The following is a 24,748-nucleotide window of genomic DNA, read 5'->3' as shown; positions in this document are numbered from 1 at the left end:
AGCAGACCCAACTCAATGACGGCCCTGAAACAGTACCAGCGGATCGAAGCCACCGGTCTGTGGCGCCCATCGCCCGACGAGCAGCGGCGCGAGGTTCTGGTGTCAATTGGTGAGGCCACATTGACAATTTCTGACTTCAACGACCGCGCCTTGACGCATTGGTCGCTGGCCGCGCTCGAACGGCAGAACCCAGGGTCCTACCCGGCTGTCTTCAACCCGGATGGTGATCCGGATGAAACGCTGGAACTGGCGCAAACCGAGACAACAATGATCGAGGCCATTGACCGCTTGCAGCGGGCCATCGACCGGTCACGCCCGCACCCCGGCCGCCTGCGATGGGCAAGCGTTGCCGGCGTTGTCGTCGCTGTGCTCGCCGTTCTCGTCTTGTGGCTGCCTGTTGCCCTGCAAAGTCATGTCGTGTCTGTCGTGCCTGAGGTTAAACGGCAAGAGATCGGCGATACGATCCTGCAACGCATCGAACGGGTTTCGGGACAAGCCTGCGCCTCGCGAGATGCAAAACCCTCGCTGGATCGATTGGCCGAACGCACCGGCGTACGTCAGATCATCATTTTACCAGCCGGTGTTGGGGACAGCCTGAGCTTGCCAGGCGGCACCATTTTGCTGAATCGGGCCCTGATCGAAGATCATGAGGACCCGGCTGTAGCAGCCGGGTACATCATCGCAGAGCGGACCCGCGCCAACGCGTATGATCCTCTTGACGATCTTCTGGACCGAACCGGCCCGACATCAGCTTTCCGACTGCTGACGACAGGGGAACTGACGCCGGACATTGTGGATGCTTATACAGAAGAGGTTCTGTCCGAGCCGCGCCCCTCTTTGACAGACGAGATCCTGCTGGCAGCCTTCGCACAAGCGGCCCTGCCATCGACACCGTACGCCTATGCACGCGATATCACCGGAGAGACCGTGCTAAGTCTGATTGAGGCCGATCCGATGGCAGGCCGCGCTTTGGAGCAAGTGTTGCCGGACCGGGATTGGGTCCGGCTACAGAACATCTGCGGCGAGTAAGTCAGGCTATTTTGTTCCGAACATGCGGTCACCCGCGTCGCCCAGACCCGGCATGATGTAGCCTTTGGAGTTTAACTCACGATCCAGTGCGGCCGTCACAATGTGCACGTCCGGATGGGCCTCTTTCATGCGTTCCACACCCTCCGGGGCGGCCAAGAGACACAGAAACCGGATATCGGTGGCGCCAGCCTCTTTCAGCAGATCAATGGCAGCGGCCGAACTGTTGCCTGTGGCCAGCATGGGATCGACGGCGATCACCAACCGGTCTTTCAACCCCTCCGGAGCTTTGAAGTAATACTGAACCGGTTTCAGGGTTTCCTCGTCACGATATAGTCCGACAAACCCGACGCGGGCAGATGGAATCAATTCCAGCACGCCGTCCAGCATGCCGTTGCCCGCACGCAGGATCGAAACTAGCGCCAGCTTTTTACCCGCCAGGATGGGCGCATCCATCTCCTCCATCGGGGTTTCGATGTGGCGGGTTGTCAACTTCATTTCACGTGTGACTTCGTACGCCAGCAACAGCGTGATCTCGCGCAGCAATTGCCGAAACACGGCGGTCGAAGTGCCCTTGTCCCGCATGAGCGTCAATTTGTGCTGCACCAGCGGGTGATCGACGATGGTCAGATGTTCGCTCATGTTGTCTCCAGTCTTGTCCTCACCCGCGTGCGGGTTTCCTCATCGCAGAACGCAGCATTCAGCGCCGTTTCGTTTAAAGCCGCAAAATCCTTGGCATCCCAGCCGAAAGCCTGGCTGAGCATCTCATACTCGCGCCGCATCGTCGTATGAAAAAACGGAGGGTCATCAGTCGAAACCGTGACATTGACGCCCGCATCGCGCAGTTGCGCGATCGGGTGGGCCGCAAAATCGGGATAAAGACCTAGGACGACGTTCGAGCCGGGGCAGACTTCCAGCGTCACGTCTCGGTCGACCAATTCGCGCACCAGATCCGGGTCTTCGATGGCACGCACCCCATGGCCGATCCGTTCCACATCAAGATGGCGGATGGCGTCACGAACACTTTCGGGTCCGCCAAACTCTCCGGCATGGGTGGTCAATCGCAGGCCCGCTTCGCGCGCGCAGTCAAACGCCCATTTGAAATCGCCCTTGGCACCAACGGCCTCATTCCCGCCCATGCCAAAGCCTGTCACCCAATCGCCTGCCGTCTCGGCCGCGCAATGGGCACTCCGTTTGGCCTGTTCAGGCCCGAAATGGCGCACACATGTGACCACGCCACGCAAGGTGATACCAAACTTGTCTTCGGCCTCATCCGCTGCATCGCGAATGGCGTTCAGGTAATCTTTCCAGGCATGTAAATCACCTCCGCCACAGAAATCCGGGCTCAGAAACGTCTCGGAGTAAACCACCCCGTTCTCGGCACTTTCTTCGAGGATGGCCAGTGTGAGGCGGCGGAAGTCCTCGGGCGTCTTCAGCACCTCACAGGCCGCCTCATAAACACTCAGGAAATGCGCGAAATCGCGAAAGTCATAAGATCCATCAGGCTTGAAAATGCCGCTCAGATCGACCTGCTTTTCATGGGCCAACTGGCGAATGAAGGCTGGTGGCGCGGCACCCTCGTGATGCAGGTGCAATTCGATCTTTGGGAGGTCGGCGACATTCATAAGAAATTCCTTCCCGGACCCTGGGCCGGGACGCCCAAGTGGTAGGCGATGCTGGCCCCCACATCGGCGAAATTGACCCGGCCGATCTGGCCCGTGCCCCGGCCCGCAATCAGGACCGGGACCTGTTCGCGGGTGTGGTCTGTGCCGGTCCAACTGGGATCGTTACCGTGATCGGCCGTTAACAGCATCAGGTCGCCAGGGCGCAGTTTTTTCAGCACCTCACCGATTTCGCGGTCAAACCATTCCAACGCGCGGGCATAGCCACTGATGTCGCGACGATGACCATAAAGGCTGTCAAACTCAACAAAATTGGCAAAGGTCAGACTGCCGTCTTCCGCTTTGTCCATCAGGTCCGAAAGATGCTGCATCAGTTCCGCATCTGACCCCTTGCGCAGCGTATCGATCCCCTGCATCGAGAATATGTCGCCGATTTTGCCTACCGCGTGGACCCGACGACCGGCATCCTGCACCCATTTGGTCAAGACCGGCGCCGGCGGTTGAATGGCAAAATCCTTGCGATTTGTGGTTCTGGTAAACCCGTCCTCGGGCGTGCCAACAAACGGTCGCGCGATGACGCGTCCCACTTTCATGTCGTGCAGCTGCGGCGCGAGCGATCGGCACATCGCGAACAAGCGGTCCAGACCAAAGCTGTCTTCATGGGCCGCGATCTGGAACACGCTATCTGCGGACGTGTAGCAAATGGGCCAACCGGATCGCATGTGTTCAGCCCCCAACTCAGCAATAATCGCCGTCCCAGAGGCATGGCAGTTGCCAAGAATACCATCTGTTCCGGCAGCCTGGGCAGCGGCTTGGCTCAGGTCTTCAGGAAATGCTGGCACTGTGTCCGGGAAATAGTACCAGTCCCAGGGCACTGGCACTCCGGCCAGTTCCCAATGACCTGATGGTGTGTCCTTGCCCGGCGAATGCTCGCGCGCGCACCCCCAAAGGCCGCTTGGCTCTTCCGTTACTGCCGGCGCCATTTCGCCCGACGCCAGATGTACGGCCGACCCCAGACCGAGGCTCGCCAGATTAGGCAGATGCAAAGGACCTGATCGGTCTTCTTCGGCACGACCCGCCGCACAGGCCTGCGCAATATGTGCAAGCGTGTTTGCACCGGTATCCGGGGTTTCCCCATTAAAGAACTGACCAGCATCCGGCGCACCGCCGATGCCGACGGAATCCATCACGACAAGAAAGGCCCGGCTCACGCGGTGATCCTTTCGTGGACGAGGTCCAACTCTGCACCGGTTGTGCCCTCAATGGTCATGGCTGCCGTGACCGCGGCCGCTGCTCGCTGAGCGGCATCTTCGCGGGCGGCATGAACGATGGCCAGCGGAGCCCCTTTGGACACCCGCACACCAAGGCGCAGGATGTGCGACAGGCCAACGGCGGGATCAATCTCATCGCTTTCCACCTGGCGACCGCCGCCCAGCGCAACAACGGCGAGGCCCAAGGCCTCTCCATCAATGGCCGTCACATACCCATCCTTGGGCGCGGGCACCTCGTGGATCACGTTCGCCTCCGGAAGGAACCTGGACCACGTGTCGACAAGCCGCACAGGTCCGCCTACTGCAGCCATCATACGCCCAAAGCGCTCAGCCGCGCGACCATCTGCGATGATCTCAGCAATCTTGGCCTGCCCTTGTTCCATGGTGTCGCACATTCCGGCATCACACAGCAGAACACCGCCCAGTTCAGCCGAAATCTCGGCAAGCGATGTGTCTGGCGCACCTGTCAAAACCTTCATCACCTCGGCCACTTCCAGCGCATTGCCCAGCGCGGGGGCCAATGGCTGGTGCATGTTGGTAATCACAGCTGACGTTCGGCAACCTGCCGTGTTGGCGGTCTCGGTCAGAGCCACCGCCAGCTTGCGGGCGTCCTCGATGGTTTTCATGAACGCGCCGCTGCCGACTTTTACATCCAGAACCAAGGCGTCCGGGCTGGCAGCCAGTTTCTTGGACAGGATGGACGCGGTGATCAGGTCCAGACTTTCTACCGTTGCCGTGACATCCCGAATTGCATAGAGCCGTTTGTCGGCCGGCGCGATCTGGCTGGTGGCCCCTACGATGGCCGCACCGGTATCGCGCAGGATATGTGCCAGCCGATCCTGGCTGATATGCGTACTCACGCCCGGAATAGCCTCCAGCTTGTCCAGTGTGCCCCCTGTATGGCCCAGGCCCCGCCCGGAGATCATCGGAACATAGGCGCCGCATTCTGCCAGCGCCGGCGCCAACACCAGACTGACACAATCGCCCACGCCGCCCGTCGAGTGCTTGTCGATCACCGGGCCATCCAGATCCCAACTCAGAACCTCGCCGCTGTCCCGCATGGCGACGGTTAGATCGGCCCGCCCCCGCACGCCCAGACCGCCCATGCAAACCGCCATGGCAAATGCTCCGGCCTGCGCGTCGCTGACACTCCCGTCGGCCAGCCCCTGCGCAAACCATGCCAGTTCCTGTTGGGTCGGCACATCGTGCTGGCGCAGCTTGGCAATGATCGAGCGGGCGTCCATTCGGTCAGACATCTTCCATATGCGATGCGTCGAAGGCGCCCGGCAGCAGTTGTCCGATACTTGTTTCCAACTCAGCGCCGTCGACAGTTGCCAACGTCACCTTGACGTCGCGTTTACCAAACTCGGCCAGCTTTTGCCGGCATCCGCCACAAGGCGGCACCGGCTGTGGGCTTGACGCAACCACATAGACTTCGGCCAGTTCCTGTTCACCTGCCGCCACCATCGCGGCAATTGCTCCGGCCTCGGCGCAGGTGCCCTCGGGATACGCCACATTCTCGACATTGCATCCCGAGTAGATCTTGCCGGATGTAGAACGGATCGCTGCGCCAACCTTGAAGTTGGAATAGGGCGCATAAGCTTTTTCGCGCACAGACAACGCAGCGTCTTTCAGCGACATGGCGATTCCCCAAATTTTGATCGTCTGGTCAGAAACACGTACCCTAATAGAAACTATGAAGGGAGTTGAAGCCCCTCGGTTAGATTTTCGGTCAATCCAGTTGCGTTTCAAATGTACCCGGCAATGTGACCTCCATTATTTCTACATCTTCGGACGGATCGCCAAGGCGTGTGCGCATTCCCGGCGGTATGACAAAGGCGTCGCCCTGCTCCAGCCTATACGGCTCGCGCCCTTCGCCTTCCAGCGTCACGGCCCCGTTCATTACAAACGAGAAATGGATGTCGGTGTTGTGGCTGGCCCAGACCGGTTCACCCGGCCCTCGTCGAACGACCTGCACCCCGGCAACACCCCTGGTGTTTTCTGCAATCGTTGTGTCCCGGCAAATATAACCTGGCAAGCGGAACGGCACCCATTCCGCATCCTTGGCCTGATTGTAAACAAAGCGCTGGCCCTGCCATTCGCGATCCGGGCGGAGATATGGGGTAGGCAACTCCATGTCATGGTCGATTTCCGTGACATGTTCGGCGGGCACACCGATCTCGATCACTTGCACATTGTCGGATGCCTCCAACACACGGTGGCGGATTTCCGGCGGCTGGATAAAGCAGTCTCCTGCGGTCAACCGCATTTTTTCCCCCTGATCCTCATAAACCACATCCACCCAGCCATGGATGCAAAAGATCAACTGGAACCCGACTTTGTGGAAATGGACCATATCTGGCACCGGGCCCCCGTCCGGTATGCGGATATGGCTGGCGATGATGGACCCGCCCAGCCTGTCGGGCACCAGATCGCGATAATGCATCCCTGCTCGCCCAATGATCCATGGCGCCTGATCCTTGAGCCTGCGCACCACAAAAGAATGCACCGTTTCCGGCATGACAAGCGGCGGATCCAGCTCTTCTATTTCGACGCGGGTGCCATTTGGGGCAAAAAGCCTACGCTGACCATCCGCAAAACCATCGGGGTCGGCGGTCAGGATTCTGAGCGTTCCGGGCCCGTCCGGTGCGTCTTTTTCGACGCGCAACCGTAGCCCGTGCCCGGAAAACACCGCGACGCGGGGATCATCGGCGGGATAGATCATGTCCATCTTCATCCCGAGCACCTTAGTGTAAAACGGGATATCATCTCGCAACTCTTGCGTTGGAAGGCGAATCTCGGCGCGTGTCGCTGTTTCAGGTGACGTCTGGCTCATAAACTGTCTCTTTAGTTCTGCGATTTGCGCTATCCGACCAGAACGGACGCAAAATTACCAATCGAAAACGCACGGCTCAGATTTCTTCTCGGCCAGACAAACACCTAATGGTGGGTTCACTAAGTCAGTCGATGGGCCGCCTAAACATCACTCCTCATGAGCCATCGAAACCTGATAGATGTAAATTGCACAAACTCTTTCAGACTTGCGCCAGCACGTAAAAAAATGCCGCAGCATGGCCAAGCTGAAAAAAATAGTTTAATACTAAATCAAATTTCGAAAGGGAGCTGAACCGCTCATGTCGGATACACCCAACCTGCGACAGGCCGCGCTGGAATACCACGCCTATCCAAAGCCCGGAAAGCTGGAGATCAAGGCGACCAAGCCCATGGCCAACGGGCGTGATCTGGCCCGCGCTTATTCCCCCGGCGTGGCCGAGGCCAGTTTGGAAATCAAGGCCGACCCCGCGAACGCGGAACGGTACACCGCGCGCGGCAATCTGGTGGCCGTTGTATCAAATGGTACTGCGGTTTTGGGTTTGGGGGACATTGGCGCACTGGCGTCCAAGCCTGTGATGGAAGGTAAAGCTGTTCTTTTCAAAAAGTTCGCCGGTATCGACTGCTTTGACATTGAAGTCGATCAACCGGATCCGGAAAAACTGGCCGATATTGTCTGCGCCCTAGAGCCGACCTTCGGTGCGATCAATCTTGAAGACATCAAGGCACCTGACTGTTTTGTCGTTGAAAAACTCTGTCGCGAGCGGATGAACATACCCGTCTTTCATGACGATCAGCATGGCACAGCCATTGTCGTCGGTGCGGCGGCAAAAAACGCCCTGCATGTGGCCGGTAAATCGTTTGAAGATATCAAGATTGTATCAACCGGCGGTGGCGCGGCGGGGATTGCCTGCCTGAATATGCTGGTCAAGCTGGGGGTCAAGCGCGAAAATATCTGGCTGTGCGACATTCATGGCCTCGTGTACGAGGGGCGCGCCGAGGACATGAATCCACACAAAGATCAGTTTGCTCAGAAATCGGACCTGCGAACGCTGGACGATGTGATTGGCGATGCCGATCTGTTTCTGGGGCTTAGCGGGCCAAATGTGTTGAAGCCCGAGATGGTTGAACGAATGGCCAAGCGCCCGATCATATTTGCCCTCGCCAATCCAACCCCAGAAATCCTGCCGCAGGCCGCACGCGAAGTTGCGCCAGATGCCATCATCGCCACCGGACGCAGCGATTTTCCGAACCAGGTCAACAATGTGCTGTGTTTTCCTTTTATCTTCCGCGGTGCATTGGACGTCGGTGCTACCGAGATCAACGACGAAATGCAAATTGCCTGCGTTGACGGTATCGCCGAAATGGCCCGCGCGACGACCAGCGCCGAGGCCGCTGCGGCGTATAAGGGCGAGCAACTGACATTCGGTCCGGACTATCTGATCCCGAAACCCTTTGACCCGCGTCTTGTCGGTGTGGTCTCGTCCTCCGTCGCCAAAGCCGCGATGGATAGCGGGGTGGCCAAGCGGCCAATCGACGATCTCGAAGCCTACAAAGAAAAGCTCAACCAGACGGTCTTCAAGTCGGCCCTGCTCATGCGGCCCGTGTTTGAAGCCGCCGCCGTCGCGTCGCGCCGGATCGTATTTGCGGAAGGCGAGGACGAACGTGTGCTGAGGTCAGCACAAGCCATATTGGAGGAGACTACAGAAACGCCCATCTTGATCGGGCGGCCGGATGTAATCGAAACACGCTGCGAAAAGCTCGGCCTGAACATACGGCCCGGAAAAGACTGCCAGATCGTAAACCCGGAAAACGATCCCCGGTACTATGATTACTGGAGTTCGTATCATCAGATTATGCAGCGCCGCGGCGTAACGCCGGATTTGGCCAAGGCGATCATGCGTACAAACACGACGGCGATCGGAGCCATTATGGTTCATCGGGGGGAAGCCGATAGTCTGATCTGTGGCACATTTGGCGAATACCGCTGGCACCTGAACTACGTCGAACAGGTTCTGGATGACGGCGACCTGCGCCCGCATGGCGCGTTGTCGTTGATGATTCTGGACGATGGCCCCCTGTTCATCGCGGATACGCATGTCCGCCAACTGCCAACACCCGAAGAATTGGCCGAGAGCACCATTGGTGCCGCGCGCCACGTTCGCCGGTTTGGGTTGGAACCCAAGATCGCATTCTGCTCCCAATCGCAATTCGGGAACCAATCCGAAGGGTCCGGCAAACGCCTCCGCGCGGCCATAGACATACTGGATCAGAAACCGCGCGATTTCGTGTACGAGGGTGAGATGAATCTGGATGCGGCGCTTGACGAAGACCTAAGGGCGCGAATCCTGCCTGCCTCGCGTCTTAAGGGTGCGGCAAACGTCTTGATCTTTGCACATGCTGATGCCGCCAGCGGGGTTCGAAACGTCCTCAAAATGAAAGCAGACGGGATCGAGGTGGGTCCCATTCTGATGGGTATGGGAAACAAGGCGCATATCGTGACGCCTTCCATCACTGCACGCGGTCTGCTGAACATGGCCGCCATTGCCGGAACGCCCGTCGCGCATTACGGTTGAGGCAGGTGGTCGCTTCGGCTGGCCGCCAATCAGGGAGGTCAGCATGAAGGGGCATTGCCACTGCAATGCGGTGCGCTGGGAATCCGATGGCGATGTGGCGTGGAGTTGCTACTGCCATTGCACAGATTGCCGCCGCAATTGCGCATCACCGGTCACCGCCTTTTTTGGATTGCCGCATCGTTCGGTGAAATGGCGGGGGGCGGCGCCAAGCATCTATCAGTCGTCAGAGGATGTAGAGCGTTTGTTCTGTGCCGCCTGCGGGACTCAAATGGCATATCGGAATGCCCGGGATACAAAGAACATTCATCTTTATGTCGCGACGCTGGATGACCCCAACGCACTGCCGCCCCGGTTCCATGTCTTTCATGCGGATCATATCCGCTGGCTGAGCATTCAGGACATCCTGCCCCGCTATGCCAAGAGCGCTGGCTGAAGCGAATCTGTTAGCGCCAGCGATTTTGCACGACTGGGTTTGCAGGTTTGCAAAACACCCAAGCTGCTGCAAATAAGCGGCCAAACAGAATGAGGTTTGCAAAAATTAGCAGAGCAGATTGCACGATATTGCAAATATTTAGCGATAAACTGACGCGCCGTCATTTCAGCCGCTTGTTCGAGGCAGCCGAGGGGCCTAACAACTTGCGGACGGCTTTGGGAGTAGGACGAAATGGCATATCAAGACGTTTATGAAAGCTGGAAAACCGACCCCGAGGCGTTCTGGATGGATGCTGCCAAAGGGGTCGACTGGATCAAACCGCCTAGCAAAGCTCTGTTTGACGACAATGCGCCGCTGTATGAGTGGTTTTCGGACGCTCAGGTCAATACCTGCTGGAATGCGGTTGACCGTCATGTCGAGAATGGACGCGGCGAACAGACGGCCATCATCTACGACAGCCCGATCACCCACACCAAGCGCGAGATTTCATACGTGGAATTGCGCAACCGCGTCGCGACACTGGCCGGGGCATTGCGCGCCCAAGGCATAGAAAAAGGCGACCGGGTCATTATCTACATGCCAATGATCCCCGAAGCGTTAGAGGCGATGCTGGCCTGCGCGCGTCTGGGCGCTGTCCACTCGGTTGTATTTGGCGGGTTTGCAAGCAACGAACTGGCTGTGCGCATCGACGATGCAAAACCCAAGGCGATCATCGCAGCCTCCTGCGGGATGGAACCGGGCCGGGTGGTGCATTACAAACCCCTGCTGGATGGCGCCATTGAAATGGCCGATCACAAGCCAGAGTTCTGCGTCATCTTCCAACGGGAACAAGAGGTTGCCAAGCTAGTCGAAGGCCGCGACGTCAACTGGCACGGGTTCCAATACGGCGTCGAACCGGCAGAGTGCGTGCCCGTCGCAGGCAACGATCCGGCCTATATCCTGTACACTTCGGGTACGACCGGCGCGCCGAAAGGCGTTGTCCGGCCAACAGCGGGTCATCTGGTTGCTCTGAACTGGTCGATGAAGAACATCTATAATGTCGACCCGGGCGACGTGTTCTGGGCGGCCTCGGACGTTGGGTGGGTCGTCGGCCACTCTTACATCTGCTACGCACCCCTTATCCACGGCAACACCACCATCGTGTTCGAAGGCAAACCCGTCGGTACGCCCGATGCGGGCACCTTCTGGCGGGTGATTTCCGAGCATAAGGTCAAGAGCTTTTTCACCGCCCCTACCGCGATCCGCGCCGTCAAACGCGAGGATCCCAAAGGCGAGATGCTCTCGAAATACGACCTGTCAGGGTTGCGCGCGCTGTTTCTGGCCGGTGAACGTGCTGATCCCGACACTATCGTGTGGGCGCAAAACGCGCTGAAGGTTCCGGTGATCGACCATTGGTGGCAGACGGAAACAGGTTGGACCATCGCCGGAAACCCACTGGGTATCGAGGAACTGCCGGTTAAACTGGGCTCGCCGGCAAGACCGATGCCAGGCTACGATGTTCAGATTCTGGATGAAGGTGGCCATCCGATGAAACCGGGTGAGCTGGGGGCAATCGCGGTCAAACTGCCGCTGCCTCCCGGTACCTTGCCCACGCTTTGGAATGCTGAGGCGCGCTTCAAGAAGTCTTACCTCGAACACTTTCCCGGCTACTACGAGACCGGTGACGCTGGCATGATCGATGAGGATGGGTATCTCTACATCATGGCGCGGACCGACGATGTCATCAACGTTGCAGGCCACCGCCTGTCCACCGGTGGCATGGAAGAGGTTCTGGCCGCGCATCCCGATGTCGCCGAATGCGCCGTGATTGGTGTGTCGGATCAGCTCAAAGGGCAGATGCCGGTTGGTTTCCTGTGTCTGAACGCAGGCGCAGCCCGAGACACCGGCGAGGTCGCGCAGGAGGTCGTCAAGATGGTGCGGGAAAAGATCGGACCGGTTGCCGCCTTCAAACTCGCGGTTGTCGTGGATCGACTGCCCAAGACCCGTTCGGGCAAGATTCTTCGGGGAACCATGGTGTCGATTGCGGATGGCAAAGAGTACAAAATGCCTGCGACCATCGACGACCCCGTCATTCTGGATGAGATCAAGACGGCGCTGCAATCGATTGGATACGCTCAGTAACCGATCGACTGCAGCAACCCAGCTGTCTTTGACTTGCAACCCGGAACAGGCCCCCTACTGTCGCAATGAGACAGAGAGGGCCCATGACACAAAACGAACTCTGGCGTCTCGACGCCACCGAACTCACCGCCCTGACCCGCGCAGGAGATGTCAGCGCCGAAGAAGCTGTGCGAGCCGCGGTCAATCGGATGCAACAGGCGAACCCGGAGCTGAACGCGGTGGTCGAAGATCTGAGCACCGAGGCTTTGGATCGTGCGCGCAGTCTGGACAAGGCCCGCGCTCAGGGTGCGCCAACCGGACCGTTGCACGGTGTTCCGGTCACGATAAAGGTCAATGTGGACCAGAAGGGGCACGCGACGACAAACGGCGTTGTCGCCCTGAAAGATGTGATCGCACCCGACGACGCGCCCGTCGTCAGAAACCTGCACAACGCCGGTGCCATCGTCATAGGACGCACCAACACGCCTGAATTCTCGTTTCGCGCAGACACGGATAATCCGCTTTATGGACGCACGCATAATCCCTGGGGTCGCCACATTTCCGCCGGTGGATCCTCTGGCGGGGCTGGCGCGGCGGTGATGGCTGGTATTGGCGCTCTTGGGCACGGCAACGACATCGGCGGCAGTCTGAGGTTTCCTGCAGCGGCAAATGGCGCAGTTACGGTGAAACCCGGGCTTGGCCGCGTGCCCGCCTGGAACCCAAGCCAACAGTCCGAGCGCGGTTTGCTGGCGCAATCCATGTCCGTGCAGGGCGTGATTGCCCGTTCTGTTGCAGACCTGCATCTGTCGATGCCCAGCCTGATCGCGGCGGACCCACGCGATCCGTTCCACACACCGCTGCCATGGCGCGGTGCCGCGCTGGAGGGTCCAGTGAAAGTTGCATTCACCAAGAACACATTTGGCTACGCCCTGCACCCCGACGTCGAAAAAGCGCTGGACACAGCGCGCGATGCGTTGGTGGACGCCGGATACCTAGTGGAAGAGGTAGAGCCGCCAGATGTGTTTGAATCCGGCCGCATCGGATATCGGGCGCTGATGGGCGAGGTTCTGACCCTGATGAAGTCAGATATCGAGGCCGCTGGATCGCAAACCATACGGGACATCTTTGACGTCTACTTTCAAGAGTTCCCGCCAATCGTTGAAACCGAACTGATCCGCATGCTGGCCAAACGCAGCCACTATGCACGCGAATGGTCGGTTTTTATGCAAGACTATCCCTTGGTTCTGTCCCCGTTTTTGCCGCAACCGTTTTTCAAACCCGACCGCGACACCGAAGGGGTGGAAGGCGTACACGAGGTTCTGGGCTGCGCCGTATACTCCTATGCGATGAACTTTCTGGGTCTGCCTGCGGCTTGCGTCCCGGCCCGCCTGGCGGATCTGCCGCTGGGTCCGCAGCCGATCAACGTACAGATCGCTGCCCGGCGCTGGCGAGAGGATTTGGCCGTAGACGCAGCTGCAGCTATCGAGGCGCACGTCGGACAGATGTGCTTTCCCTTGTGGGAGCATATGGGCGCGACCGGCTGAGACTTCCGGTCCGGACATAATAAATAGACCCCGGGTTATTGTGCCCGGGGTCCAACTGCTAAAATATGCCCGGATTTCTGATGACGAGCGTAGCACCACCCACCCTCGCCAGCGCGAAATCTGCGCAATCATTCGAAAACGCCGTCTGGTGGCCACTCACTTCCACCTTGGCGTGTTCTCCGGGCAAGATCAGGCTAGCCAAAAGTTAATGAACCGCCTGTGAACTGGTTCACATTAGGCGAAATTAACTCCGCACAGACACTTTCTAAGTGAATTGTTCGGATATGAGCCGTTCCTCCAACCCGTGTCCGGGATCGAACAGAATGCGATGAGTGATGGCGGGTTCCGAACGGATTTCAACCCAGTCGACATCGGGGAAAGACACGGAATCGGCGGCAACGATGACCGGTCTTTTATCCGCGTCCAACACGTCGAAACGCACATTGGCGATCTTGGGCAGCAACGCCCCGCGCCACCGCCTTGGACGAAACGCCGCGATCGCCGTCAGGGCCAGAACGTCCGCCCCGATCGGCAGAATTGGGCCATGAGCCGAATAGTTGTAAGCGGTTGATCCGGCTGGCGTGGACAGCAAGGCGCCATCGCAGACAAGCTCTGACATGCGCAGCCGACCATCAACACTGATCTTCAGTCGTGCAGCTTGCGGTCCAGCGCGCAGCAGCGAGACTTCGTTGATCGCCAGCGCTTCGTGCAATTTGCCGGCCTGATCCATCGCACGCATGGCCAGCGGGTTGATGACCTCTTCCTCAGCCGCGCCAAGCCGATCCATCAGGTCAGTTTCGTGGAACTCGTTCATTAGAAACCCGATGGTCCCGCGATTCATTCCATAGACCGGTGTGTCCAGGTGCTGCATGTTCTGCAACGTGTGCAGCATGAACCCGTCCCCGCCCAGCGCTACGACGACATCCGCGTCGCGGGGCGCGGCATTGCCGTATCGCGCAATCAGGGCGTCCCGAGCGGTTTGCGCCACTTTGACATCGCTGGCGACAAAAGCGATTCTCTTGATCATCTATTCCGGTTTCCGGTGCTGCGCATTTGGTTCCGAAACAAACATACCTTTCCCCATTAGGCCAGACTTGACGCCACAGTTGGCCAATTCGTCGCTTTAAGCCTTTTGCATCCACAGTGTTTCCGATAGGAAATCCGCCATGTAACCCCTGCTATCTGGAGCCACCATGAACGCCAATCTTCGTGACACCGGTTTTTTCACCCAGTCTCTGGCTGATCGCGATCCTGAGATTTACGCGTCGATCACGTCCGAGCTGGGCCGTCAGCGCGATGAGATCGAGCTGATCGCGTCTGAGAACATCGTCTCTGCCGCCGTGATGGAGGCGCAGGGCTCGGTGATGACGAACAAATACGCCGAAGGCTATCCCGGTCGTCGCTACTATGGCGGCTGCCAGTTCGTCGATATCGCCGAGAATCTGGCCATCGAGCGCGCCAAAGAGCTGTTTGGCTGTGACTTCGCCAACGTGCAGCCCAATTCCGGCTCTCAGGCCAACCAGGGTGTGTTCCAGGCGCTGATCCAGCCCGGTGACACCATTTTGGGCATGTCGCTGGACGCCGGTGGTCACCTGACCCACGGCGCGCGCCCGAACCAGTCGGGCAAGTGGTTCAACGCAGTGCAATACGGCGTGCGCAAGGAAGACAACATGCTCGACTACGATCAAGTCGAGGCGTTGGCGAAAGAGCATCAGCCCAAGCTGATCATCGCCGGTGGCTCGGCCATCCCGCGCCAGATCGACTTTGCCCGCATGCGCGAGATAGCCGACATGGTCGGGGCCTACCTGCACGTGGACATGGCACATTTCGCCGGTCTGGTGGCCGCAGGCGAGCACCCCTCGCCCTTCCCATACGCCCATGTGGCGACCACCACCACGCACAAGACCCTGCGCGGCCCGCGTGGCGGTATGATCCTGACCAATGATGAAGATATCGCTAAGAAAGTGAACTCGGCGATCTTCCCCGGCATTCAGGGCGGCCCGCTGATGCATGTGATCGCGGCCAAGGCCGTGGCTTTTGGCGAGGCGCTGCGCCCCGAGTTCAAAAACTACATCCAGCAGGTCGTCACCAACGCGCAGGCGTTGTCGGATCAGCTGATCAAGGGCGGTTTGGACACGGTGACCCACGGCACCGACACCCATGTGGTGCTGGTCGATCTGCGTCCTAAAGGCGTCAAAGGCAATGCGACCGAGAAGGCTTTGGGCCGCGCGCATATCACCTGCAACAAGAACGGCGTGCCGTTTGATCCGGAAAAGCCGACGATCACCAGCGGTATTCGTCTGGGGTCTCCCGCCGGCACCACCCGCGGATTCGGCGAGGTCGAGTTCCGCCAGATCGCCGATTGGATCATCGAAGTGGTCGATGGTTTGGCCGCCCATGGCGAAGACGGCAACGCTGCGGTCGAAGCCAAGGTCAAGGCCGAAGTCGCAGACCTCTGCGCCCGCTTCCCAATTTACCCCAACCTGTAAGCCGCAAAACAAAAAGAACGGCACAGTGTGGGTGCCGTTCTTGTGATCAATGCTCACTTGCCCTGTTTCGTGCGGATAGCAGCTGCGCTGAAAGCGTCCGGCTGAGCACTGTTCGCAGTAAGGGTGATGTCAGACCTCGGATGTGGGATCTTTCAGTACGTCCTCGAGCAGTTTTTCATTACGGGCTTCTTCGATTCGGTTGATCCGGTCTTCGGCCGAACGGGTGTCGAAACGGTATTTCACCACATTGATCAGGCTCAGCGTCAGCAGGACAACGCCCATACCCCAGTATCCTTTTGTGGCAAGGGGCACATCGGTGGACAAATACAGCGAGAACCCCAGCAAGACATACGCCACGGCAACCCCGGCACCGTTCAGCATAAGGATCAGGTTGTTTTCATTACGATTGTTCATTTCAAGTCTCCTGTTTTTAAAGTTGGAATTGAATGGTCTCAGTCTTCGGAACCCGCCTTGAGGCGGTTCAATACGTCGCCGGCAGATGTGCGGGTTTTGGGCCCGTATCCCGCGTCTTCCATCCGGGCGGCGATGGTCGAGTGATCCAGCCCGGCATCAATGTCACGCAGGATTTCCGACTGTTCAAATGGATCGTCCTGCTGCATCACACGATCGATCAAAGCCTCGGCCTCGTCGATCGGGCTGTCACCGGCCAGGTGGCGGTTCAGGCGTTTTTGCAAACCTTGCTCGCGGCGGACCGCCCGTGCGGAAATAGCACCCTGCTTGAGATCGAGAATACGGCGACTTGCGGCCTGAACTGATTGGCGCAGCTGCAGGATACGCGTCTCGAGCCGTTCGACAGTCTGCACCCGAAGCGCCAGTTCGTTCTCCATATCCGCCACTGCCTGAGCCGCGCTTTCAGCCATGTCCTTGCGGTCATCCGCCAGAGCCTGCCTGGCGCGCTCCATCAGATCGTCTACGCGGCTTTGCAACCCGTCGATCTGACGACTTTCGTTGCGCTGCTTTTGGATCAGACTGGCGAGTGTCAACTTGGCCGCCTTCAGATTCTGTTCTGCCTCTCTGATTTTTTCATCAATTAGTTCGTTGGAATAGATGTCGCGCAGGCAGTCTTCTGCACGGGCATTCGAGCCACTTATCAAGGTCTTCAAGGTACCGAACATATGCCTCTCCAATTATTGAACGATGTTCACAAATTGGATATAGCAAACGCCTGAACGGTGTTCAAGATATTTTGTGAACGACGTTCAGGAAACTAACTGTTTCCAATTCGTGAAAGAACCTGAGAAATCATCCGTTCAATCTGTTCCGGTGGAACGCCTGAGATGCGGTTTTCCAGACCCAAGGTTACAATCCCGTGCACCGAGGAAAACAGCGCACGTGTCATCAGGTCCAACTCGACACGGTCCAATTCCGGGAACAGCTCACCCACCGGCTCGGCAATATAGGCAAACAGACCTCTCAAAGCCTCACGATACCAGTCGGGCACAGGACCATCATCCGCCATATTCAGATCAAACAGGGCCCGCCACAGGTTCGTTTCTTCATCTGCAAAGTTCAGATATGCGGTGCTCATGACGATAAGGCGTTCTACCGCAGGTTCGCTGCCATCAAACGAATCCCCGACTGTCTGTCCAAGGCGCTGAAATGTGCGTCCGTTGACCGCCATCACGATTGCATTCAAATCGTCGAACACGTTGTAGATCGCGCCCAAAGCACAGCCCGCATCCTTTGCAAGATCCCGCGCCCTCAGTTCGGCTAATCCATCCCGATCGATCCTGGTTTCGGCAGACTCGATCAGTTTCTCGCGCAACTGCGCGCGCCGTATCTGGGATTTTGTCGCCATACTCTGTTTTACCTGAACCGCGTTCACGGTTCAGCGCATAAGGCAGAAGTTGTGGTCAGATCAAGCCACGCCACAAAAGAAAGACCAGCAACAGGCATGAAAACGCCAGCATGTTGAAAGCCAGGCCGCCCAGCATGCCCAGAAACCAGCCCCAGCGCCGATCTGCCAGATTGATGCTGCTCAAGTGGGTCTGAACTTCTTCTGCTGCGTGCTGCAGTTTCGGTGAATCCAGAACCTGCCGCAGCTTGGGGTGCGCCGCCATCTGCTCGGCACCGGCCAGAATCAGGGCCTGCTTGTAGATGCGACGCGGCAATCGGCGTTTTGCGCGTTTGACTGAGGCCAACAGGGTTTTGTCGCGGACGCCCAACTTGGCGCGCAGCAACAGGATCGTCTGGGTGATCCGGGTATGAATGTCTGTGTCCTGCGACATGCGATGCGCCTCCTGACCTGGCAATGTATCTGCCCCGACAGCAGTCGACAATGGGGCTGGTCGTCCCCTGCCCTGCCGGGTATCACGCAAATATGCTGAATACGATTGTACATGGCGATCCGGCCTCAAAACCGCCTCTCCTCATTGCCCATGGTCTTTATGGCTCGGCCCGCAACTGGGGTGTCATAGCAAAGCGGCTATCCGATGACCGGCAGGTTGTGGCAGTGGATATGCGCAATCACGCCCACAGTAAGTGGGACGCCAACCACAACTACTTCGATTTGGCCGCTGATCTTGCGGAAGTGATCGACAGCCTTGGTGGCTCCGCTGATGTTGTGGGGCATTCGATGGGCGGCAAGGCTGCGATGGTTCTGGCGCTGAAACATGGCCCTCTGGTCCACAAGCTGATTGTGGCCGACATTGCACCGGTGACCTATGGCCACAGTCAGATGCCGTTCATCGATGCAATGCGCGCGGTGGACATGTCGCAAGTCACACGGCGATCAGATGCGGAACAGCAATTGGCCGAGCAGGGCGTCGACCGCACCTTGCAGAGCTTTTTCACGCAATCGCTGGATGTCAAAGGGCAGCGCTGGCTCTTGAACCTGGACGTGTTGGCAGAGGAAATGCCCAAAATCATGGGGTTTCCGGATGTCGATACCGTTTGGGACGGACCGGCGCTGTTTTTGTCCGGAGGGGCGTCGGATTACGTCCTGCCAGAACACCGAAACAAAATCCGCACCCTGTTTCCAAAGGCGAAATTCGCAAAAATCCCGGGCGCCGGTCACTGGCTGCACGCCGAAAAACCGCGGGAATTCGAAGCTGCCGTTAGGGCGTTTCTGAACGCCTAATCACGCATCGCCCTGATAGAGCCGCTTGGCCACCAGCCATGAGACCGGCGCAGCGACGACGGCGCCCGCCGCTGCTGCGGCAACAATTGCATTGACAGATACCAGTCCGGCGGACAACACCGCAATCACGGCCGATCCGGCCAACGCGGATGCGATAAGGGTGTACAGCATGGCGGCAAGGCGAAACATAGCTAGTCGTCCTGTTGTTAAATACTGACCGCAATTCTAAGAAACTTGAACCCAGTCAACTTTGATTTGAGTCAGATCGGACAATCGCTGTCTCTATGAATCGGCAATTTCACCCCGCCTGTGGTCCAACCGGCTAAACCGCCAGGATTGTGCACCTTTCGGCAGTCCTGACTAGCCTGCCCGCCAAAGCCGGTGACCCTTGTCAGCATCCACGCCCGCCCGTCTTCCAGTTAAGCGAGTTACAATACTTTTGCACTGTGCAGCGTGTCAGACGAGCTTTGCGTCAATGGCCCAGTGCGATTTCTCCAAAAGAGACTCCCGAACGGTCGCTGGGCTCGGAACAAAGAGAATATGAGTTGGTACCCGCGGCCGGACTCGAACCGTCACGGCCTTCCGGCCCAGATATTCTGAGGGCAATAACTGTGGTACGGACGACGGGACTCGAACCCGTAAGCCATTGACGGCGAGGGATTTTAAGTCCCTTGTGTATACCAATTCCACCACGTCCGCGTGTCGCTGTATTGCCAACCATACCACCAAACTCAACCAGCTTTAAAGCCGCCCTTTGGTACCGCATGTGAGGCAACCCGGATACCTCAAAACAGTGTCGGGCTCAAAGTTTCAATCAGTGAGTGCCTAGTTTTGTTAAGTTGTTCAAGAGGAAGTTCGTATTGAAGAAAGACTTTTGCACTAATAACCATGTAATACGACCAGTAGGTCATTAACACAGTCAGCAACTATCAGAAAAAGCGGTACAAATTGACGCAATTTCGTAAGGTCGCTGCTTCATGTTCGGCGGGAAAGCCTCCACTGGTCGAGGTGAACATATCTTTCCATTGTGGTTGTCGTCTAAGTATACCCTCTATGATGAGCCATTGAGCCTTCACCTGATGATATGGCTTCTGTTATGGCCGCGCTTGATGATGATTTGAACACCCCAGCTGCCTTAGCCGCCTTGCATGCCCTCGCGGGGCAGCTCCATTCCGAAGACGACCCAAGCCGACGCGCCCAGATCGCGGCAGGTCTACGTCAGGCAGGCGGTTTCCTCGGTCTACTTCAGCAATATCCATCAGCATGGGCTCAGGCGGGCGCTGGTGAGGTCGATCAGATCGAGGCGCTCGTTGCAAAGCGCGCGCAAGCACGCCTTGATCGTGATTGGCCACGCGCAGACGCATTGCGCGATGAGCTATTGGCACTTGGCGTTGAAGTCGAGGACTCCGGCGGTGAGAGCCGTTGGCGGATGCGCGCATGAGGGGTTTCTTCACATGGCTCCTGATCCTTCCGATCCGTGGCTACCGGCTCATCCTCTCCCCTTGGCTTGGTCACTCATGCCGCTTTCAGCCAAGCTGCTCTGTCTATGCGATCGAAGCTCTGGAAACCCATGGTCCTCTTCGCGGCCTATGGTTAACGCTTCACCGTTTGGCACGCTGCAATCCATGGGGCGGATCAGGGTTTGATCCGGTGCCACCTGTAAACAACCCCCAGATCAAATGAAGCTAAATGTTCCATGACGAAACGCGGTGAACAAGTGCCGGCCGAGATACTCGCCGTGCTCAAGGCCGCCAGTGGCGCGATGTCCGCCTATGATGTGTTGCGCCGATTACGGGCATCACACCCAAAGATAGCACGGCCGACCGTCTACAACGCACTTGCAGCATTAACCAAGATCGGTCGCGTTCACAGGGTCGAGTCCCATAAGGCCTACATCGCGTGCCAATGCGATGGCAGTCATCAATCGGCGGTACTGTCTATCTGCGACGAATGCGGAACTGTTGAAGAACGCACCGCCCCAGGCCTTGTCGAGAACCGCTCCGGCTTCGTTGAAGAAACGGGTTTCCTGCCGCAGCGTCATATCATTGAGGTGCATGGATTATGCTCGTCCTGCGTCTCCGGCACCTAGGTTAAGGTCAACAAAAAGCGAACAAATGCAGATGTTTGAAACCATTTTTCGAAACGGCATCGTCGTCAACCATGACGGCATCCATGAAACAGATATCGGCGCGCAGAACGGACGGATCACCGCTTTGGGTGACCTGTCGCGCGCGGCTTCGGAAACCGTGGTGGATTGCAAAGGCCTGCACGTTCTCCCAGGTGTCATCGACACCCAGGTTCATTTCCGCGAGCCGGGTCTGACCCACAAAGAGGATCTTGAATCCGGATCGCGCGGTGCTGTCCTGGGCGGCGTGACGGGCGTGTTTGAGATGCCCAACACCAACCCGCTCACAACAACACGTGAGGCATTCGAAGCCAAGATCGCCGCTGCAACGAACCGTATGCATTGCGATTTTGCTTTCTACGTGGGTGGAACGCATGAAAACGTCTCAGAGCTTCCTCTGCTGGAGAAGCTGCCGGGCTGTGCAGGTGTAAAGGTCTTCATGGGGTCGTCGACCGGGTCACTCTTGGTCCAAGATGATGACGGGGTGGAAGCGATCTTGAATGCGCCTTGGTGCATCGGGTACGTAGTCGTCTCAAAAACTGGTTGTTTTTGTTATGGTTTCAACACCAGAGATCAACAGTAGATGGAGAAACTGTAACTTTTGGCACAGACATACAATTAAAAGCAATATTTATCAATTGTTTATGTGAACTGCCTTCTATTACTAAAATATTAGTTTGACAGTAACGCCGAAAATCACCGATGCTACCTGCCATCCGGTTTGCGCCGGAGGCAACCAAAATCTTTGGGAGGAGACAGATGCGGAGACATCTACTTTCCGCAGTGGCGGCGGCTGCCGTCATTGCGGGGCACGGCCCCGTTTGGGCCGACGAAGCCGCAGCACAACGTTGGATTGACGACGAATTCCAGCCATCGACCTTGTCGAAAGACGAACAGATGGCCGAGATGCAGTGGTTCATCGAAGCTGCACAACCCTATGCTGGCATGGAGATTAACGTCCTGTCGGAAGGCATCCCCACGCACTCGTATGAATCCGAGGTCCTGACCAAGGCGTTCGAGGAAATCACCGGTATCAAGGTCAACCACCAGATCCTGGGTGAAGGTGAAGTGGTGCAGGCCGTTCAGACCCAGATGCAAACGGGTCGGAACCTGTATGACGGTTATGTCAACGACAGCGACCTGATCGGAACGCACTCGCGCCTGCAGCTGGCCTACCCGCTGACAGACATGATGGGCGGCGACTGGGCGGCGACAACCTCGCCGACGCTGGATCTGGATGACTTCATGGGCATTCAGTTCACCACCGGCCCGGATGGCAAGCTGTATCAGCTGCCCGACCAGCAGTTCGCGAACCTCTACTGGTTCCGCAAGGACTGGTTCGATGACGAAGCCAACAAGGCCGCGTTCAAAGAGAAATACGGCTATGATCTGGGTGTTCCTGTTAACTGGTCCGCTTACGAGGACATCGCCGAATTCTTCACGAATGACGTCAAGGAAGTCGATGGTGTGACAATCTATGGTCACATGGACTACGGCAAGCGTGCGCCTGACTTGGGTTGGCGTATGACCGACGCCTGGCTGTCGATGGCCGGTGCTGGTGACGTGGGTGAGCCAAACGGCGTACCCGTTGATGAATGGGGCATCCGCATGGAAGCGGGCACCTGTAACCCTGTTGGGGCCTCCGTCTCGCGCGGTGGTGCGGCCAACGGTCCGGCTGCGGTCTATGCGATCCGCAAGTGGGATGAATGGCTGCGGGCGTACGCTCCTCCGGGTGCGGCGTCCTACGATTTCTACCAGTCACTGCCAGCACTTAGCCAAGGCAACGTGGCCCAGCAGATATTCTGGTACACCGCCTTTACCGCCGACATGGTGAAGCCGAAGTCCGAAGGCAACAACACTGTGGACGACGAAGGCACTCCGCTTTGGCGCATGGCGCCCAGCCCGCATGGCCCCTATTGGGAAGAAGGTCAGAAGGTTGGCTATCAGGACGTGGGGTCCTGGACCTTCCTGAAGTCGACCCCTGAGGATCGTGCTCAGGCGGCTTGGCTCTACGCTCAATTCGTGACCTCCAAGACTGTTGATGTGAAGAAGTCCCATGTGGGCCTGACCTTCATCCGCGACAGTTCTGTCAATCACGAGTCGTTCACAGAACGCGCACCCAAGCTGGGTGGTCTGGTCGAGTTCTATCGCTCACCTGACCGCGTGGCATGGTCGCCCACCGGCATCAACGTTCCGGATTATCCGAAGCTGGCTCAGATCTGGTGGCAGCAGATCGGTGACGTGAACTCGGGTGCGTTTACGCCGCAGGAGGCGATGGATCGTCTGGCCGAAGAGATGGACATCACCATGGCCCGTATGCAGGCCGCGGATGAAAGCGCCGGTGTCTACGGTGGCTGTGGTCCACGCCTGAACGAGCCGCAGGATGCTGCCTTCTGGCTGGAAAAGCCGGGCTCGCCCAAGGCCAAGCTTGAGAACGAAAAGCCGCAAGGCCAAACCGTCAACTATGACGAACTGGTTCAGCGCTGGCAGTCTCAGTAAGCTAGAAAGAACTGGAGGTGCCGTTTTCGGCACCTCCTTCCCAAGACCAGTGCGTGCACTGAAGGACCGGAATCCACGGACATGATCGAACTACAAGACGCCACCAAACGGGTTGGCAACACCATCCATATCAAGCCCACCACCCTGACGTTGCGCACCGGCCATTTCAATGTGCTTTTGGGGGCGACCGGATCGGGCAAGACCTCTCTGATCAAGATGATGGCGGGGCTGGACCCGATTGCCTCGGGCAAGGTCTTCATGGATGGGCAGGACGTCACTAAGCTGAACACGCAAAAGCGGCAGATCAGCTTGGTCCACCAGTTCTTCGTGAACTACCCGCATATGACCGTTTTTGACAACATCGCCTCGCCTTTGCGCGTGGCTGGCATGGCGAAATCCGAAATCGAAGGCCGCGTGGAAGAGGCTGCTGACCTCTTACAACTGCGCCCGATGCTGCACCGCCGCCCGCATGAGCTGTCGGGTGGCCAACAACAACGGACCGCCCTGGCGCGTGCGATTGCGAAAGAGAGCCGGGCTGTGTTTCTGGACGAACCGTTGGCGAACCTCGACTACAAGCTACGCGAAGAACTGCGCGAGCAACTGCCGGACCTGTTCGCCGGGCGCGGTGCCGTTGTCGTCTACGCGACCTCGGAACCCGAAGAAGCCCTGCTTTTGGGCGGTTACACGGCTTTGATGGAAGACGGTCGCGTCATGCAATTCGGTCCGACCGCAGACATTTATCGCAATCCCGAAAATATCGCGGCCGCCCGCGTGTTCTCGGACCCGCCGATCAATGTTGCCCACATCACAGTATCAGGTGCGCAGGCGCAATTGGCAGGCGGCGGAGGCTGGACGGTCTCGGACATGGCCGACGGTGACTACATGGTCGCCGTGCGCCCGCATCGTGTGACACCGTTCCGCACATCGGATGCTGATGTGGAACTGACGGGCCGTGTGATCGTGACGGAATTGTCAGGATCAGACTCCAGCGCGCATTTTCGGCATGGATCGGATGACTGGGTTTCGCTCGCGGCAGGTGTGCATCCCTATGAAGTTGGCGAAGATCACAGTTTCTACATGAACCCGGCCCATTGCCGGTATTTCGGCCAAGACGGCCAAAGGGTGGCCTGA

The 24,748-nt window shown here is 58.0% G+C and carries 25 protein-coding genes and 1 tRNA gene; 13 read left to right on the top strand and 13 right to left on the bottom strand.

Translation table 11 applies throughout. The features are described from left to right. The first annotated feature begins 15 nt into the window (after positions 1-15). Positions 16-1,029 (top strand): hypothetical protein, encoded by a 1,014-nt coding sequence (locus tag ACR3ES_RS10960; protein ID WP_170437168.1) that lies wholly within the window; start codon positions 16-18, stop codon positions 1,027-1,029. A gap of 6 nt (positions 1,030-1,035) precedes the next feature. On the opposite strand, the gene upp is transcribed toward ACR3ES_RS10960, so the two are convergent. From upp to ACR3ES_RS10930, 6 genes are all read right to left on the bottom strand, one after another. Further along, a complete protein-coding gene (gene upp / locus ACR3ES_RS10955; RefSeq protein ID WP_170437170.1) occupies positions 1,036-1,668 on the bottom strand; it encodes a uracil phosphoribosyltransferase in 633 nt (210 codons plus the stop codon). Then, positions 1,665-2,651, bottom strand: a complete 987-nt coding sequence (locus tag ACR3ES_RS10950) for an adenosine deaminase (protein WP_170437172.1) — start codon at positions 2,649-2,651, stop codon at positions 1,665-1,667. The genes upp and ACR3ES_RS10950 overlap by 4 nt, the downstream gene beginning before the upstream one ends. Continuing rightward, positions 2,648-3,859, bottom strand: a complete 1,212-nt coding sequence (locus ACR3ES_RS10945; protein ID WP_170437174.1) for a phosphopentomutase — start codon at positions 3,857-3,859, stop codon at positions 2,648-2,650. Before ACR3ES_RS10945 ends, ACR3ES_RS10950 begins: the two co-directional genes overlap by 4 nt. After that, on the bottom strand, positions 3,856-5,163 hold the full coding sequence (locus tag ACR3ES_RS10940) for a thymidine phosphorylase (protein WP_170437203.1): 1,308 nt from the start codon (positions 5,161-5,163) through the stop codon (positions 3,856-3,858). Before ACR3ES_RS10940 ends, ACR3ES_RS10945 begins: the two co-directional genes overlap by 4 nt. A gap of 4 nt (positions 5,164-5,167) precedes the next feature. Continuing rightward, positions 5,168-5,560 (bottom strand): cytidine deaminase, encoded by a 393-nt coding sequence (locus tag ACR3ES_RS10935; RefSeq protein WP_170437176.1) that lies wholly within the window; start codon positions 5,558-5,560, stop codon positions 5,168-5,170. Between the two features lie 91 nt (positions 5,561-5,651). Beyond that, on the bottom strand, positions 5,652-6,755 hold the full coding sequence (locus tag ACR3ES_RS10930; RefSeq protein ID WP_170437178.1) for a cupin domain-containing protein: 1,104 nt from the start codon (positions 6,753-6,755) through the stop codon (positions 5,652-5,654). Between the two features lie 298 nt (positions 6,756-7,053). Between ACR3ES_RS10930 and ACR3ES_RS10925 the strand changes: the two genes are divergently transcribed. The 4 genes from ACR3ES_RS10925 (at position 7,054) to ACR3ES_RS10910 (ending at position 13,404) form a co-directional block, all read left to right on the top strand. Then, entirely contained in the window at positions 7,054-9,327 is a 2,274-nt protein-coding gene (locus tag ACR3ES_RS10925) for an NADP-dependent malic enzyme (protein ID WP_170437180.1), read from the top strand. A gap of 43 nt (positions 9,328-9,370) precedes the next feature. Then, entirely contained in the window at positions 9,371-9,760 is a 390-nt protein-coding gene (locus ACR3ES_RS10920; protein WP_170437182.1) for a GFA family protein, read from the top strand. Between the two features lie 231 nt (positions 9,761-9,991). Further along, complete coding sequence (gene prpE, locus ACR3ES_RS10915; RefSeq protein ID WP_170437184.1) at positions 9,992-11,881, top strand: propionate-CoA ligase PrpE; 1,890 nt, start codon at positions 9,992-9,994, stop codon at positions 11,879-11,881. An 83-nt stretch (positions 11,882-11,964) separates the two neighbouring features. Beyond that, entirely contained in the window at positions 11,965-13,404 is a 1,440-nt protein-coding gene (locus tag ACR3ES_RS10910; RefSeq protein ID WP_170437186.1) for an amidase family protein, read from the top strand. A 265-nt stretch (positions 13,405-13,669) separates the two neighbouring features. Here the strand turns inward: ACR3ES_RS10910 and ACR3ES_RS10905 are convergent, their stop codons facing one another. Then, the gene (locus tag ACR3ES_RS10905) at positions 13,670-14,431 is read right to left on the bottom strand and encodes an NAD kinase (RefSeq protein ID WP_170437188.1); all 762 of its coding nucleotides are present in this window, start codon (positions 14,429-14,431) and stop codon (positions 13,670-13,672) included. A 166-nt stretch (positions 14,432-14,597) separates the two neighbouring features. On the opposite strand from ACR3ES_RS10905, the gene glyA reads away from it, so the two are divergent. After that, positions 14,598-15,893 (top strand): serine hydroxymethyltransferase, encoded by a 1,296-nt coding sequence (glyA, locus tag ACR3ES_RS10900; RefSeq protein WP_170437191.1) that lies wholly within the window; start codon positions 14,598-14,600, stop codon positions 15,891-15,893. A gap of 129 nt (positions 15,894-16,022) precedes the next feature. On the opposite strand, the gene ACR3ES_RS10895 is transcribed toward glyA, so the two are convergent. From ACR3ES_RS10895 to ACR3ES_RS10880, 4 genes are all read right to left on the bottom strand, one after another. Then, positions 16,023-16,307, bottom strand: coding sequence for a hypothetical protein (locus tag ACR3ES_RS10895; RefSeq protein WP_170437193.1), 285 nt, complete (start codon positions 16,305-16,307; stop codon positions 16,023-16,025). A gap of 38 nt (positions 16,308-16,345) precedes the next feature. Beyond that, positions 16,346-17,029, bottom strand: coding sequence for a PspA/IM30 family protein (locus ACR3ES_RS10890; RefSeq protein WP_170437194.1), 684 nt, complete (start codon positions 17,027-17,029; stop codon positions 16,346-16,348). A 92-nt stretch (positions 17,030-17,121) separates the two neighbouring features. After that, entirely contained in the window at positions 17,122-17,712 is a 591-nt protein-coding gene (locus ACR3ES_RS10885) for a TetR/AcrR family transcriptional regulator (RefSeq protein WP_170437197.1), read from the bottom strand. 55 nt (positions 17,713-17,767) lie between these two features. Next, positions 17,768-18,142: a hypothetical protein gene (locus ACR3ES_RS10880; protein WP_170437199.1), complete on the bottom strand. Its 375-nt coding sequence runs from the start codon at positions 18,140-18,142 to the stop codon at positions 17,768-17,770. 92 nt (positions 18,143-18,234) lie between these two features. Between ACR3ES_RS10880 and ACR3ES_RS10875 the strand changes: the two genes are divergently transcribed. After that, positions 18,235-18,993, top strand: coding sequence for an alpha/beta fold hydrolase (locus ACR3ES_RS10875; protein WP_170437205.1), 759 nt, complete (start codon positions 18,235-18,237; stop codon positions 18,991-18,993). Here the strand turns inward: ACR3ES_RS10875 and ACR3ES_RS10870 are convergent, their stop codons facing one another. Together ACR3ES_RS10870 and ACR3ES_RS10865 are read right to left on the bottom strand one after the other, a co-directional pair. Next, positions 18,994-19,182: a hypothetical protein gene (locus tag ACR3ES_RS10870; protein ID WP_170437201.1), complete on the bottom strand. Its 189-nt coding sequence runs from the start codon at positions 19,180-19,182 to the stop codon at positions 18,994-18,996. It lies immediately after the preceding gene. A 423-nt stretch (positions 19,183-19,605) separates the two neighbouring features. Continuing rightward, positions 19,606-19,692: transfer RNA gene (locus ACR3ES_RS10865), tRNA-Leu, on the bottom strand. Positions 19,693-20,089: 397 nt separating this feature from the next. Here ACR3ES_RS10865 and ACR3ES_RS10860 point away from each other — a divergent pair. The 6 genes from ACR3ES_RS10860 to ACR3ES_RS10835 all read left to right on the top strand — a co-directional run bounded on the left by ACR3ES_RS10860 (position 20,090) and on the right by ACR3ES_RS10835 (position 24,748). Then, positions 20,090-20,434: a DALR domain-containing protein gene (locus ACR3ES_RS10860; RefSeq protein ID WP_480425336.1), complete on the top strand. Its 345-nt coding sequence runs from the start codon at positions 20,090-20,092 to the stop codon at positions 20,432-20,434. Next, positions 20,431-20,676: a membrane protein insertion efficiency factor YidD gene (yidD, locus tag ACR3ES_RS10855; protein ID WP_170438356.1), complete on the top strand. Its 246-nt coding sequence runs from the start codon at positions 20,431-20,433 to the stop codon at positions 20,674-20,676. Before ACR3ES_RS10860 ends, yidD begins: the two co-directional genes overlap by 4 nt. Positions 20,677-20,689: 13 nt before the next feature. Next, positions 20,690-21,082, top strand: a complete 393-nt coding sequence (locus ACR3ES_RS10850) for a transcriptional repressor (RefSeq protein WP_170438359.1) — start codon at positions 20,690-20,692, stop codon at positions 21,080-21,082. 31 nt (positions 21,083-21,113) lie between these two features. Next, on the top strand, positions 21,114-21,701 hold the full coding sequence (locus ACR3ES_RS10845; protein WP_480426478.1) for a dihydroorotase: 588 nt from the start codon (positions 21,114-21,116) through the stop codon (positions 21,699-21,701). 176 nt (positions 21,702-21,877) lie between these two features. After that, positions 21,878-23,617: an ABC transporter substrate-binding protein gene (locus ACR3ES_RS10840; RefSeq protein WP_170438148.1), complete on the top strand. Its 1,740-nt coding sequence runs from the start codon at positions 21,878-21,880 to the stop codon at positions 23,615-23,617. A gap of 81 nt (positions 23,618-23,698) precedes the next feature. Continuing rightward, positions 23,699-24,748: an ABC transporter ATP-binding protein gene (locus ACR3ES_RS10835; RefSeq protein ID WP_170438146.1), complete on the top strand. Its 1,050-nt coding sequence runs from the start codon at positions 23,699-23,701 to the stop codon at positions 24,746-24,748.

The sequence above is a fragment of the Ruegeria sp. B1 genome (genome assembly GCF_056535885.1).
The sequence above is the reverse complement of the archived record's forward strand: the minus strand, read 5'-3'. Positions and strand labels throughout refer to the sequence as shown.